At 67.1% G+C, this 13,178-nt stretch carries 11 protein-coding genes; 7 read left to right on the top strand and 4 right to left on the bottom strand.

Annotation, left to right across the window (positions count from 1 at the left end; translation table 11 throughout):
• The first annotated feature begins 208 nt into the window (after positions 1–208).
• Complete coding sequence (speA, locus tag AT700_RS25240) at positions 209–2,119, top strand: arginine decarboxylase (RefSeq protein ID WP_031629568.1); 1,911 nt, start codon at positions 209–211, stop codon at positions 2,117–2,119.
• A 242-nt stretch (positions 2,120–2,361) separates the two neighbouring features.
• Here the strand turns inward: speA and AT700_RS25235 are convergent, their stop codons facing one another.
• Positions 2,362–3,516 carry a DUF1624 domain-containing protein gene (locus tag AT700_RS25235; RefSeq protein ID WP_031629565.1) on the bottom strand — a complete coding sequence of 385 codons (1,155 nt, stop codon included), beginning with the start codon at positions 3,514–3,516 and terminating at the stop codon, positions 2,362–2,364.
• Positions 3,517–3,657: 141 nt separating this feature from the next.
• Between AT700_RS25235 and cntO the strand changes: the two genes are divergently transcribed.
• Genes cntO through cntI form a run of 4 tightly spaced genes read left to right on the top strand, consistent with a single transcriptional unit; the run spans position 3,658 to position 8,739 of the window.
• Positions 3,658–5,784, top strand: coding sequence for a pseudopaline transport outer membrane protein CntO (cntO, locus tag AT700_RS25230; protein WP_023088624.1), 2,127 nt, complete (start codon positions 3,658–3,660; stop codon positions 5,782–5,784).
• A gap of 29 nt (positions 5,785–5,813) precedes the next feature.
• A complete protein-coding gene (gene cntL, locus AT700_RS25225; protein WP_003104339.1) occupies positions 5,814–6,605 on the top strand; it encodes a pseudopaline biosynthesis protein CntL in 792 nt (263 codons plus the stop codon).
• Positions 6,602–7,903 carry a pseudopaline biosynthesis dehydrogenase CntM gene (cntM, locus tag AT700_RS25220; protein WP_003116099.1) on the top strand — a complete coding sequence of 434 codons (1,302 nt, stop codon included), beginning with the start codon at positions 6,602–6,604 and terminating at the stop codon, positions 7,901–7,903. The genes cntL and cntM overlap by 4 nt, the downstream gene beginning before the upstream one ends.
• Positions 7,885–8,739 carry a pseudopaline transport inner membrane protein CntI gene (cntI, locus tag AT700_RS25215; RefSeq protein ID WP_003104336.1) on the top strand — a complete coding sequence of 285 codons (855 nt, stop codon included), beginning with the start codon at positions 7,885–7,887 and terminating at the stop codon, positions 8,737–8,739. The genes cntM and cntI overlap by 19 nt, the downstream gene beginning before the upstream one ends.
• A gap of 44 nt (positions 8,740–8,783) precedes the next feature.
• Here cntI and trhA read toward each other — a convergent pair whose 3' ends face one another.
• On the bottom strand, positions 8,784–9,401 hold the full coding sequence (trhA, locus tag AT700_RS25210) for a PAQR family membrane homeostasis protein TrhA (RefSeq protein WP_003095352.1): 618 nt from the start codon (positions 9,399–9,401) through the stop codon (positions 8,784–8,786).
• 230 nt (positions 9,402–9,631) lie between these two features.
• Between trhA and AT700_RS25205 the strand changes: the two genes are divergently transcribed.
• Positions 9,632–10,429, top strand: a complete 798-nt coding sequence (locus AT700_RS25205; RefSeq protein WP_014603341.1) for an SDR family NAD(P)-dependent oxidoreductase — start codon at positions 9,632–9,634, stop codon at positions 10,427–10,429.
• Positions 10,430–10,433: 4 nt separating this feature from the next.
• On the opposite strand, the gene AT700_RS25200 is transcribed toward AT700_RS25205, so the two are convergent.
• Together AT700_RS25200 and AT700_RS25195 are read right to left on the bottom strand one after the other, a co-directional pair.
• Positions 10,434–10,994, bottom strand: coding sequence for a TetR/AcrR family transcriptional regulator (locus AT700_RS25200; protein WP_003112334.1), 561 nt, complete (start codon positions 10,992–10,994; stop codon positions 10,434–10,436).
• A gap of 67 nt (positions 10,995–11,061) precedes the next feature.
• A complete protein-coding gene (locus AT700_RS25195; protein WP_003095346.1) occupies positions 11,062–11,601 on the bottom strand; it encodes a PaaI family thioesterase in 540 nt (179 codons plus the stop codon).
• Positions 11,602–11,773: 172 nt separating this feature from the next.
• Here AT700_RS25195 and lpdA point away from each other — a divergent pair, with 172 nt between their 5' ends.
• Positions 11,774–13,177: a dihydrolipoyl dehydrogenase gene (gene lpdA / locus AT700_RS25190; RefSeq protein ID WP_078452033.1), complete on the top strand. Its 1,404-nt coding sequence runs from the start codon at positions 11,774–11,776 to the stop codon at positions 13,175–13,177.
• The last annotated feature ends 1 nt before the right edge of the window (position 13,178 follow it).

Below are 13,178 nucleotides of genomic sequence, written 5' to 3'. Positions count from 1 at the left end.
CGAGGCCGCGCCAGCCCTTTCCCTAGATGGGAGACTGCGGATACCCGCATGAGCGGATTTCCTCGGCTTTCCTAAACTACCGCCCAGTGTGGCGGTCAACACGGCAACGTCACATCCTCCGGCTAGCCTCCACCACAGGCGTGCCGGCCAGGGCCATCCGGAGATCCCGGCGCCCGCCCGACCCCGAACATTGAGGAGATCACCGCGCATGGCCGCTCGACGGACTCGCAAAGACGATGGCAGCAACTGGACCGTGGCCGACAGCCGCGGCGTATACGGCATCCGCCACTGGGGTGCGGGTTATTTCGCCATCAACGATGGCGGCAATGTCGAAGTGCGTCCGCAGGGTGCCGACTCGACGCCCATCGATCTCTACGAGCTGGTCGGCCAGCTGCGCGAGGCGGGCCTGAGCCTGCCGCTGCTGGTGCGCTTCCCGGATATTTTGCAGGACCGCGTGCGCAAGCTCACCGGCGCCTTCGACGCGAACATCGAGCGCCTCGAATACCAGAGCCGCTATACCGCGCTGTATCCGATCAAGGTCAACCAGCAGGAAGCGGTGGTGGAGAACATCATCGCCACCGAGAACGTCTCCATCGGCCTGGAGGCAGGCTCCAAGCCGGAACTCATGGCGGTGCTGGCGCTGGCCCCGAAGGGCGGCACCATCGTCTGCAACGGCTACAAGGACCGCGAGTTCATCAAGCTGGCGCTGATGGGGCAGAAGCTCGGGCACAACGTGTTCATCGTGATCGAGAAGGAATCCGAGGTGCAGCTGGTGATCGAGGAGGCCGCCAACGTCGGCGTGCAGCCCCAGGTCGGCCTGCGCGTGCGGCTGTCCTCGCTGGCTTCGTCGAAGTGGGCAGACACCGGTGGCGAGAAGGCCAAGTTCGGCCTTTCCGCCGCCCAGCTGCTGTCGGTGGTCGAGCGCTTCCGCCAGGCCGGTCTCGACCAGGGCGTGCGCCTGCTGCATTTCCACATGGGCTCGCAGATCGCCAACCTGGCCGACTACCAGCACGGCTTCAAGGAAGCCATCCGCTACTACGGCGAGCTGCGCGCGCTCGGCCTGCCGGTGGATCACATCGACGTTGGCGGCGGCCTCGGCGTCGACTACGACGGCACCCATTCGCGCAACGCCAGCTCGATCAACTACGACATCGATGACTATGCCGGCGTGGTGGTCGGCATGCTCAAGGAGTTCTGCGACGCCCAGGGCCTGCCGCATCCGCACATCTTCTCGGAGAGCGGCCGGGCGCTGACCGCGCACCATGCGGTGCTGATCACCCAGGTCACCGACGTCGAGCGGCACAACGACGACGTGCCGAAGATCGTCGATCTCGACGAGCAGCCGGAGATCGTTCGCTGGCTGGCCGAACTGCTCGGCCCGACCGATGCCGAGATGGTCACCGAGACCTACTGGCGCGCCACCCACTACATCGGCGACGCCGCCGCGCAGTATGCCGACGGCAAGATCAGCCTGGCGCAGAAAGCCCTCTCCGAGCAGTGCTACTTCGCTATCTGCCGGCGCCTGCACAACCAGCTCAAGGCCCGCCAGCGCTCCCACCGGCAGGTCCTCGACGAACTCAACGACAAGCTCGCCGACAAGTACATCTGCAACTTCTCGGTGTTCCAGAGCCTGCCGGATACCTGGGCCATCGGCCAGGTGCTGCCGATCCTGCCGCTGCACCGCCTGGGCGAGGAGCCGGATCGGCGCGCGGTACTGCAGGACCTGACCTGCGACTCCGACGGCAAGATCACCCAGTACGTCGACGAGCAGAGCATCGAGACCAGCCTGCCGGTGCACGAGGTGAAGGAGGGCGAGGACTACCTGATCGGGGTATTCCTGGTCGGCGCCTACCAGGAGATCCTCGGCGACATGCACAACCTGTTCGGCGACACCGACTCGGTGAACGTCTACCAGCGCGCAGACGGCGGCATCTATCACGCCGGCATCGAGACCCACGACACCATCGAGGACATGCTGCGCTACGTGCACCTGTCGCCGGAGGAACTGATGACCCTCTACCGCGACAAGGTCGCCGGGGCCAAGCTCACCGCCCGCGAGCGCAACCAGTACCTGGATGCGCTGCGCCTGGGGCTGACCCGCTCGGCGTACCTGTCCTGACTGGCTAGCCCGTCGGCGACGGGAAGCGAACCAGGCAATGGCCGGCGGGCGCGAGGCGCCCGCCGGCCGTTTCGTTTCCGTTGTCTGGGAGTTCCGCGCAACCCTTCATTTCTACTTCCCTGCCGGCGGTGGACGTCGGCGTGGTTGCCTGCTGTGTCCGGCGGATAACGCTTCGCATCATTCGTCCTACCCGTGGGGGGGAAGGGCCGGACGTTTCCAGCGGCTCCTGGATGCTCCGCGCCTCAGAAGTATTTCAACCAGGCGATATCCCGCCGCCGCGCCTTGAAACCGGCGAACCAGTGCACCGCCGGGTACAGCGCCACGGCCAGCAGGATGCTGCACAGCCATAGCGCCGGCACCGAGGAGAAACCGAAGTAGTCGCCCCGGTTGGCGCCCCAGATCGCCAGCGCCAGCAGGTACAGCAGCTTCAGTAGGTAGAGATGCAGCAGGTAGAAGAACATCGGCGCTCCGCCGAACGCCACCAGGGCCTTGCCGCGACCGCTCCAGTCCAGGCGTTCGAACCAGGCCAGGAGCAGCAGGCCGATTCCCAGGGTGAGGGCGAGGAACAGCAGCGACGGCGGATACTTGGTGACGTTGAAGAAGCCCATCAGGGTGATCGCCGGCGTCTCGCCGAAGGCCCAGGGTTTCTCGCCATAGCCGTTGAGCAGGCGCAGCAGGATGAAGCCGAGCAGCAGCCCGCCACCGCCCGCCAGGAGGTAGCGTCGGCGCGTGGTTGCCGGCGTGGCGCCGCTGAACCAGTTGCCTGCGGCATAGCCCAGGGCGATCACACCGATCCACGGCAGCAGGGGGTAGGAGGTGCGCAGGCGCAGGGCATCGCCCGCTTCGATCCAGCCGCGGTCGTGGAGCACCGCCCACGGCAGGTGCCAGGCCGAGCCGGGAGCGAAATGCAGCGGATCGAGCAGGTTGTGGCCGGCCACCAGCAGCACGCCGAGCGCCGCGAGCATAGGGCGCGGCAACCAGAGCAGGGCGGCCAGGGCGAGCATGCTCAGGCCGATCGCCCAGATCACCTGGAGGTAGATCACCGTCGGCGGCAACTGGAAGGTCCAGGCGAAGTTCACCAGGGTCAGTTCCAGCGCCACCAGGAACAACCCGCGCTTGAACAGGAACGCCGAGACCGCCCGGCGTCCCTGGTGCTTCTCGCCGTAGAGGAATGCCGACAGGCCGGTGAGGAAGACGAACACCGGCGCGCACAGGTGCGCCAGGGTGCGGCTGAGGAACAGCGCCGGCTCGGTGCTGGCGACGTCCATCGGGTCGCCGACCTGGCGGTGCAGGAAAAAGGTCTCGCGGACATGGTCGAGCAGCATGAACAGCATCACCAGGCCGCGCAGGGCGTCGATGCTGTGCAGGCGGGAGGAATTGGAGATGGAGTTGGGCATGGCTGGGCTGGTCGTCGGAAAAGAGGGATGAGTATCACAGCCTGGCGGCGAGACGCGAGATAGAGCCGGGCATTGTATTGCGAGGCCGGAATCGAACTGGTAGCGTTATAGTATATCATTTCTTTTCTGGTGCGATTTCCCATGAGAGTCAGTGTGTCGCTTGTCCTCGGTGTCGGCCTCGGTTGCAGCAGTCCGGCGCTCTGGGCGGAAACGGAAAGTCCCGCGGAGCTTGAGGTCCTCACTGTCACCGCCGAAGCGGAGCGCGCGGCGGGCCCGGTGCAGGGCTACCGGGCCAATCGGACGGCCAGCGCGACGCGCACCGACACCCGTATCGAGGACATCCCGCAAGCCATCAGCGTGGTGCCGCGCCAGGTGCTCGACGACCTTGACAGCGCTCGTATCGAACGGGCGCTGGACTTCGCCGGCGGGGTCTCGCGGCAGAACAACTTCGGCGGCCTGACGATGTTCGAGTACAACGTCCGTGGCTTCACCACTTCGGAGTTCTACCGCGACGGCTTCAGCGCCAACCGCGGCTATATGAACGCCCCGGACAGCGCCACCATCGAGCGCGTGGAAATCCTCAAGGGACCGGCCTCCAGCCTTTACGGGCGCGGCGATCCCGGCGGCACGGTGAACCTGGTGACCAAGAAGCCCCAGGCCGAGCGCTTCGCCCGCCTGCATGCCAGCGCCGGCAGTTGGGACCGCTACCGCTCGACCCTGGACCTGAACACGCCGCTGGACGAAGAGGGCGACCTGCTCTACCGGATGAACCTGGCGGTGGAGGACAGCAAGGGCTTCCGCGACTACGCCGACGGCCAGCGCCTGCTGGTGGCGCCATCGTTCAGCTGGCAACTGGACCCGGACACCTCGTTGCTGGTGGAAGCCGAGGTGGTGCGCAACCGCCAGGTCTTCGACCGCGGCACCGTGGCGCCGCACAACCACCTGGGCAGCCTGCCGCGCTCGCGGTTCTTCGGCGAACCGGACGACGGCAAGATCGACAACAACAACGAAACCCTCCAGGCCACCCTGCGCCATCACTTCAACGAGCAGTGGAGCCTGCGCCTGGCCAGCCACTACAAGCATGGCCACCTGGACGGCTACGCCTCGGAGAACTCCAGCCTCGCCGCCGACGGCTACAGCCTGCGCCGGGAGTACCGCTACCGCGACTTCGAGTGGCACGACAGCATCACCCAGCTCGACCTGCTCGGCGACCTCCATACCGGCTCGATCCGCCACCAGTTGCTGATGGGCCTCGAGTACGAGCGCTACCACAACGACGAACTGATCCTGCGTAGCATCCCGTCGCGCAACCCCTATGCCATCGACATCCGCCGGCCGGTCTACGGCCAGCCGAAACCACCCTTCGGACGCGACGACCGCAACCACGAGGAAGTCGACGCGATGGCCCTCAACCTGCAGGACCAGATCGAGTTCAGCGAGAAATGGCGCGGCCTGCTCGGCGTGCGCTTCGACCGCTACCGCCAGGACATGAACGCCACGCGCCTGAACAATGGCCGCTTCCGCGACACCAGCTCGCAGCAGACCCAGCGTGCCGCCACCCCGCGCATCGGCGTGCTGTACCAGGCGACCCCGGAGGTCGGCCTGTTCGCCAACGCCTCGAAATCCTTCAAGCCCAATGGCGGTACCGACATGGCCGGCAAGGCCTTCGACCCGGAGGAGGGGCGCGGCTACGAGGCGGGGGTGAAGCTCGACCTGCTCGATGGCCGGCTGGGCATGACCCTCGCCGCGTTCCACCTGAAAAAGAAGAACGTGCTCACCGCCGACCCGAGCAATCCCGGTTACCAGCAGACCGCCGGCGAGGCGCGCAGCCAGGGCTTCGACCTGCAGTTCAGCGGCCAGCTCACCGAGCAGTTGCGGCTGATCGGCGCCTACGCCTATATCGACGCCGAAGTGACCAAGGATGAGAACATCGCTCGCGGCAGCCGCCTGCTCAACGTGCCGAAGCACAGCGGCAGCCTGATGGGCGTCTACGAGTTCCGCGAAGGCTGGCTGCACGGCGCCGATGCCGGCGCGGCGGTCAACTATGTCGGCGAGCGCGCCGGCGACAGCAGCGACAGCGGCTTCGAACTGCCGGCCTACACCACCGTCGACCTGCTCGCGCGCTATCCGCTGGCGAGCAATGCCACCCTCGGGGTGAACGTCAACAACCTCTTCGATCGTCGCTACTACGAGCGTTCCTATAACAACGTCTGGGTCGCCCCCGGCGAGCCGCGCAACCTGACCATGAGCCTGACCCTGAACTACTGAGCCCTCTACCGCCGCCAGGAAGCCATGCCATGCAAGGACGCACACCGCTGCTGGAAACCCTCCGCGAACTGGAATGCGAGATTCGCCTGCTCACCGTCTATGCCCGCGAGTGTTGCGGCTGCTACGAGATCCTCAGGCGCAAGCTCGACCGTCTGAGCGGACTGATCGGGGAGGATTGCAGCCGGGCGCAGTGGCAGGCCGATTCGGACGATCCTGCGTTGCAGGCGCTCGGCCTGCGCCTGCGCGACGCGGCGGTGCAGGCCCTCTGCGAACTGGAGAAGCACCTTTGCCAGGGCGTGCTGCATGAACCCGGCGAGATGGGCCGCTACCTGGGTAGCCTGCTGGAATCCATCCGCGGCGAACTCGACAGCGCCGGGATAGATGCCGATGCACGGGTCCTGTTCGTCGGCTCCGGTGCCCTGCCGACCTCGGCCCTGGTGCTGGCGCGGGAGGTCGGCGCACATTTGTGCTGCCTGGACATCGACGAGGAGGCCCTGGGCTGTGCCCGCGAGATCGCCCGCTGCCAGGGGCTGGAGGCGCGCATGCAGTTTTCCTCGCTGCCGCCGGCGGAACTGGCGTTTTCCCGCGATGCCACGCATTTCCTGATCGCTTCGCTGGTGCAGCAGAAAAGCGCGGTGCTGGCGCAGATCCGCCAGGTCATGCGCGCCGACGCCAAGGTCCTGCTGCGTCACGGCAGCGGCATCAAGGGACTGTTCAACTACCCGGTGGAACCGGCCGAACTGGAGGGCTGGCGGGTTTGCGCGGAGCGGGTCAGCCAGCCGCTGTACGACACCCTGATCCTGGAGAAGGCCGGTCGATGAATGCCGCTGATGAGAGCCTGGGCAACGTCCTGCTGGTCGGTCTGGGCGCGGTGGCGATCCAGGTCGCGCTGGACCTGCGCCGCCACGGTGCCGGTCGCCTCGGCGCGCTGAACCATCCCGGCCGGCGCAGCCAGCGGATCGCCGAGGCCCTGGCGCGCGGCGCCTGCCTGCAGCTGGAAGGGCAGGGGCAGCATCGCTGGCTGTCCGGCAACGCCGCGCTGGACGTCTTCCACCAGGACCCCGCTGAGCTTCGCGACGATTGGCAGACCCTGGTGCTCTGCGTGCCGGCCGACAGCTACCTGGACGTGGTCCGCGGGTTGCCCTGGGAGCAACTCGGCGGGGTGCGCACGCTGCTGCTGGTGTCCGCCTTCATCGGCGCCAACCTGCTGGTGCGCAGCGCCCTGCCGGCGGGGTGCCAGGCGACCGTGCTGAGCCTGTCCAGCTACTACGCGGCGACCAAGGTGATCGACGAGACACAACCGCTGCGGGCCCTGACCAAGGCGGTCAAGCGCAGGGTCTACCTGGGTTCCAGCCGGCCGGACTGCCCGGCGCGGGAGACCTGGCGGCGAGTCCTGGCCGGCAGCGGGGTGGAGGTGGTACCCCTGGCGACGCCGGAAGCGGCGGAGGGCCGCAACGTCACCACCTACGTGCACAGTCCGTTCTTTCTCGGCGAGTTCGCCCTCGCCCGGATACTTTCCGAGCAGGGGCCGCCCGGTTTCATGTACAAGCTCTACCCGGAGGGACCTATCACCCCCGGGGCCATTGGCGCCATGCGGCGGCTGTGGTGCGAGCTGAGCGAACTGTTGCGGCGGATGGGCGCCGAGCCGTTGAACCTGCTGCGGTTCCTCAACGACGACAACTACCCGGTGCACGAGACGATGCTGCCGCGCGCGGCCATCGACGGCTTCGCCGAGGCCGGCGCCGAGCGCCAGGAATACCTGCTGTTCGTGCGCTACGCGGCGTTGCTGGTCGATCCGTTCTCTCCGGCCGACGAGCAGGGTCGCCACTTCGACTTTTCCGCCGTGCCGTTCCGCCGCGTCAGTCGCGACGAAGACGGACTCTGGCGGCTCCCGCGGGTGCCGCTGGAGGACTATCGCAAGCTGGCGCTGATCGTCGCGCTGGCCGCCCACTTCGACCTGGCCATGCCGCAGGCGCGCAGCCTGTTGGCGAGCTACGAGAACGCCGTGTCCCGATTCATCGATTGCCAAGGAGCGAGCCAGTGCCATCCAAGCCTGTATCCGATCGACAGCCGTCCGGCGGCGGACGCCATCTATCGCCAATGGTGCTCGACCTGCTGAAGAGCGGGGTGCTGCTGGCGGTGCTGGCGTCCTTCACCTTCAGCGTGATGAACGCCCTGGTCAAGGAAGCCAGCGCCACCCTGCCGGCTGCCGAGATCGTGTTCTTCCGCAGCGCCATCGGTACCCTGCTGATCTATCTGCTGATGCGCCAGGCCGGTGTCGCCCTGTCGCGCCAGGGCGTGCCGATGCTGCTGGTGCGCGGGGTGATGGGGGCGCTGTACCTGGTCTGCTATTTCTACGCCATCGCCCATATCCCGCTGGCGGACGCGAGCATCCTGGCGCACATGTCGCCGTTCTTCGTCATCCTCTTCTCCGCGCTGTTCCTCGGCGAGCGGATTCCCCGGGCGGTCTATTGGCTGTTGCTGGTGGTGGTGCTCGGCGCGCTGATGATCGTCAAGCCGTTCAGCTATTCCAGCTACTCGGTATACGCCGTGGTCGGCCTGCTCAGTGCGGTGTTCGCCGCCGGTGCCTCGGTGGCGATCCGCCAACTGAGCGCGCGGCACCATACTTACGAGATCGTCTTCTACTTCCTGGCGGTGGCCACCCTGGTGGCCATCCCGCTGATGTGGAACGACTTCGTGGTGCCGGCGACGCTGCGCGAGTGGGGGCTGCTGCTGGCCATCGGGGTCGTATCGCTACTCGGCCAGGTGTTCCTAACCCGCGCCTTCAGTCACGAGAGCGCGACCATCGTTGCGGTGACCCGCTATATCGGCATCGTCTTCAACGCCGGCTGGGGCTGGCTGTTCTGGAGCGAGGTGCCGGACGCGCTGACCATCGCCGGCGGCGTGCTGATCGTGGTGGCGTGCATCGCGCTGTCGCGGACGAAGAAGGGCTGAGCCTCCGGCGCGACCAGCTCCCGCTGCTTCGCGCCGGACCGCGCCTAGAGTACGTAGCGCCAGATCGCCACGAAGTGGAGGAGGCTGCCGGCGATCACGAACAGGTGCCAGATGCCATGCCAGTGGCGGAAGCGGTGGTCATAGGCATAGAAGACGATCCCTACGGTATAGAGCACGCCGCCGGCCGCCAGCCAGGTGAAGCCGGCGCTGCCGAGGGCGGCGAGCAGCGGTTTCACCGCGATCAGCACGATCCAGCCCATCACCGCGTAGATCACCACCGACAGCACCCGCGCCTCGGAGCGTGGCTTGATCTCCTGGAGCATGCCGAGCACGGCCAGGCCCCAGACGATGCCGAACAGCGTCCAGCCCCAGGGACCGCGCAGCGTGACCAGGCAGAAAGGCGTGTAGCTGCCGGCGATCAGCAGGTAGATGGACAGGTGGTCGAGCTTGCGCATCACCACCTTCGCTCGCCCGCGCACGCTGTGGTAGGCGGTCGAGATGCTGTAGAGCAGCGTCAGGGTGACGCCGTAGACGCCGACCCCGACGATCTTCCACGGACTGCCGTTGAGGCTCGCCTGGACCGTCAGCCAGACGGCGCCGGTACAGGCGGCGACCGCACCGATCAGGTGGGTCCAGGCATTGAGTCTTTCACCGTGATACATGACGCATGATCCTCCCGCGATAGACAACGCCATGGTAGGGCATGTCGGGGTGGTGTGGGTCCTGACCTTTTATTGGCGTTTTCCGTGACGGTTGCATGAAGGTTTTCCTCATCCCTCCCTGCTCGTTGGAACGGATAAAGGCTTGACGGTTTTAATTATGGTCATAATATTAAGTGTGTAATATAAACAGCCGCTGTCAGCGGTCAGGCTTTTTTCCAGCGAGAACCCACATGAACGAACAGATTGGCAATGGCGTCGCCCTGGTCACCGGCGCCTCTTCCGGAGTCGGCGCGACCTACGCCGAGCACTTGGCCCGCCGTGGCCACGACCTGTTGCTGGTGGCGCGCGACCGGCAACGCCTGGAAGCCCTGGCGGATCGACTTCGCCAAGCCCACGGGGTCAGGGTGGAGATCCTGCGCGCCGACCTGTCCGAGCGCGACGATAGATTGCGGGTCGAGCGACGGTTGCGCGACGACGCCTCGATCGCGTTGCTGGTGAACAACGCCGGCGTGGCGATGAACGGTCCGCTGGCCGATGCCGACATGGACCGGGCGGAGCGGATGATCGCCCTCAACGTAGTGGCCCTGACCCGCCTGGCTGCCGGCGCGGCGGAGGGGTTCCGCCGGCGTGGCGGCGGCGCCATCGTCAACCTTGGTTCGGTGGTGGCGCTGGCGCCGGAGTTGTTCAATGCCGTCTATAGCGCGACCAAGGCCTACGTGCTGAGCCTGAGCCAGTCGCTGCAGCACGAGCTGGCCGGCAGCGGCGTTTACGTCCAGGCGGTGCTGCCCGGCGTCACCCGTACCGAGATCTGGGAGCGCAGCGGCGCCGGAATCGCCGGGATTCCCGCGGAGATGGTGATGGAGGTCGAGGATCTGGTGGAGGCAGCGCTGGTCGGTTTCGATCGGCGTGAAGCGGTGACCATCCCGTCGTTGCCGGATGCGGCCGATTGGCAGGCGCTGATGACGGCGCGGGCCAGGCTCGCGCCCAATCTGTCGCGGCAGCGGCCGGCCGAGCGCTACCTCGGCTGAGGCCCTAGCGCTCCATCTGCTCCAGCAGCTTCTTGCGCGTCGCTTCCAGTATCCGTTGCGACAGCGCCTCATCCTGCACGCTGCGCGACAGTTGCAGCGCGCCGACCAGCGAAGCGAGCAGCAGCACGGCGCGCTCGCCTGCGTCCTCGCCCTCCAGGGCCGCTTCGATCATCGCCAGGCGCTTGCGCACGATGCTGTCGGTGGTCGGGCTCGGCGTGCCGCGCTGGCCGAGTTCCGCCGACAGGGTCGGCAACGGGCAGCCGGCGCCGGGGTTATCGCGGTGACGCGGCGACAGGTACTGCTCTATCAGCAGCGCCAGCGGTCGTTCCGCCTCCGCCAGGGGCGCGGTGATTTCGTCGAGTTGCGCCGCGGCATGCCGCAACGCGGTTTCCACCAGGTCGTCCTTGGACTTGAAGTGCGCGTAGAAGCCGCCATGGGTCAGGCCCAGGGCCTTCATCAGCGGTTGCAGCCCGGTGGCGCCGACGCCGTCCTGGCGGAACAGCCGGGCAGCCTCCTCGACGATACGCCGGCGGGTCTTCTGCTTGTGGTCTTCGGGATAACGCATGGCTTCGATACCTTGGAATGCAGGTCGTCATCTTAACGCCTGGCGGCCTTCCCTGGCGAAGCCGCGTTCATCCGGCCATGTGCAGGACCAGGCAGGTGGTCGAGCCGACGGCGTAGAGACGGTCGTCGACATCGTACAACCGGCCCTCGGCGACCGCCGTCGAGCGGCCGAGGTGCACCACCCGGCCTTCGGCACGCACCGGGCCGACCTTGTCGGTCAGCGCGCGCAGGTAGCTGATCCGCAGGTCGGTGGTGGTATAGCCCTGGCCGGCCTGGAGCCGGGTATGGATCGCGCAGCCCATGCAGGAGTCCAGCAGCGACGCGGCGTAGCCGCCGTGCACGCTACCCAGCGGATTGTAGTGGCGGCGGTCCGGGGTGCCCTGGAACAGGAAGCGCCCTTCGGACCACTCGATGGGAACGAAGTCGACCAGTTCGCCGTAGGGCGGACAGGGCAGTTGGCCGCTGCCGATGCGGTCGAAGAACTCCTGCGGGGAGAGCGCGGCGACTTGCGCCAGCTCCAGGGTTCCGCTGGCGCCGAGGCGGGCGCGGGCGGCCCGTTCGGTGGCGATCCAGGCGTTCAGGCGATCTTCGCGGCCGGGCTGTTCCATGGTAGTGCTCCTGTCGTGGTGGGAAAGGGTTGCAGGAAAATTACGGTCATCATATAAGCTTTGCATGACGAGCGAAATACAATCGCTTTCGGTCCCTCTACGCGACGTTTCCTCTATTTGCGCCGGCGTCGCCTACGCTGAGGGGGCCGTGGCGGGACAACCGAGGAGCAGGATGATGGAAAGCTATGACGTGATCGTGATCGGCGCCGGTCCGGGGGGCTACAACGCTGCCATTCGCGCCGGCCAGCTGGGCCTGAAGGTGGCCTGCGTGGAGGGTCGCGAAACCCTCGGCGGGACTTGCCTGAACGTCGGCTGCATGCCGTCCAAGGCCCTGTTGCACGCCTCGGAGCTATACGCCGCGGCGAGCGGCGGCGAGTTCGCCCGGCTCGGCATCCGGGTCAGCCCGGAACTGGACCTGGCGCAGATGATGAAGCAGAAGGACGAGAGCGTCGCCGCCCTGACCCGTGGCGTCGAATTCCTTTTCCGCAAGCACAAGGTGCAGTGGATCAAGGGCTGGGCGCGCTTGCAAGGCGAGGGCCGGGTCGGCGTGGCCCTTGCCGACGGCGGCCACGCGCAACTGGAGGCGCGCGACATCGTCATCGCCACCGGTTCGGAACCGGCGCCGCTGCCCGGCGTGCCTGTGGACAACCAGCGCATCCTCGACTCCACCGGCGCCCTGGAGTTGGCCGAAGTGCCTCGCCACCTGGTGGTGATCGGCGCCGGCGTGATCGGCCTGGAGCTTGGTTCGGTCTGGCGCCGGCTGGGCGCACAGGTCACGGTGCTGGAGTACCTCGAGCGGATCTGCCCGGGGCTGGATGGGGAAACCGCAAGGACCCTCCAGCGCGCCCTGACCCGCCAGGGCATGCGGTTTCGCCTCGGCACCCGCGTGGTCGCCGCGCGCAGTGGCGAGCAGGGCGTCGAACTCGACCTGCAACCGGCCGCCGGCGGCGCTACGGAATCGCTGCAGGCGGACTACGTGCTGGTGGCCATCGGCCGGCGCCCCTATACCGAAGGACTGGGGCTGGAGACGGTCGGCCTGGCCAGCGATCGTCGTGGCATGCTGGAGAACCAGAGACAGCGCAGCGCGGCGCCGGGCGTCTGGGTGATCGGCGACGTGACCTCGGGACCGATGCTGGCGCACAAGGCCGAGGAAGAGGCGATCGTCTGCATCGAGCGGATCGCCGGGCATGCGGCGGAGATGAACGCCGAGGTGATTCCGTCGGTCATCTACACCCAGCCGGAAGTGGCCAGCGTCGGCCTCGGCGAGGAGCAGTTGCAGGCGGCGAGGCGCGAGTACAAGGTCGGACGCTTCCCGTTCAGCGCCAACAGCCGGGCGAAGATCAACCACGAGAGCGAAGGCTTCATCAAGATCCTCTCCGATGCCCGCAGCGACCAGGTGCTCGGCGTGCACATGATCGGGCCGGGCGTCAGCGAGATGATCGGCGAAGCCTGCGTGGCCATGGAGTTCAGCGCCTCGGCGGAGGACCTCGCGCTGACCTGCCATCCGCATCCGACCCGCTCCGAGGCGCTGCGCCAGGCGGCGATGGACGTGCATGGCCGGGCCATGCAGAACTGAG

Source organism: Pseudomonas aeruginosa, from assembly GCF_001457615.1.
Lineage (GTDB): Bacteria > Pseudomonadota > Gammaproteobacteria > Pseudomonadales > Pseudomonadaceae > Pseudomonas > Pseudomonas aeruginosa.
The sequence above is the reverse complement of the archived record's forward strand: the minus strand, read 5'-3'. Positions and strand labels throughout refer to the sequence as shown.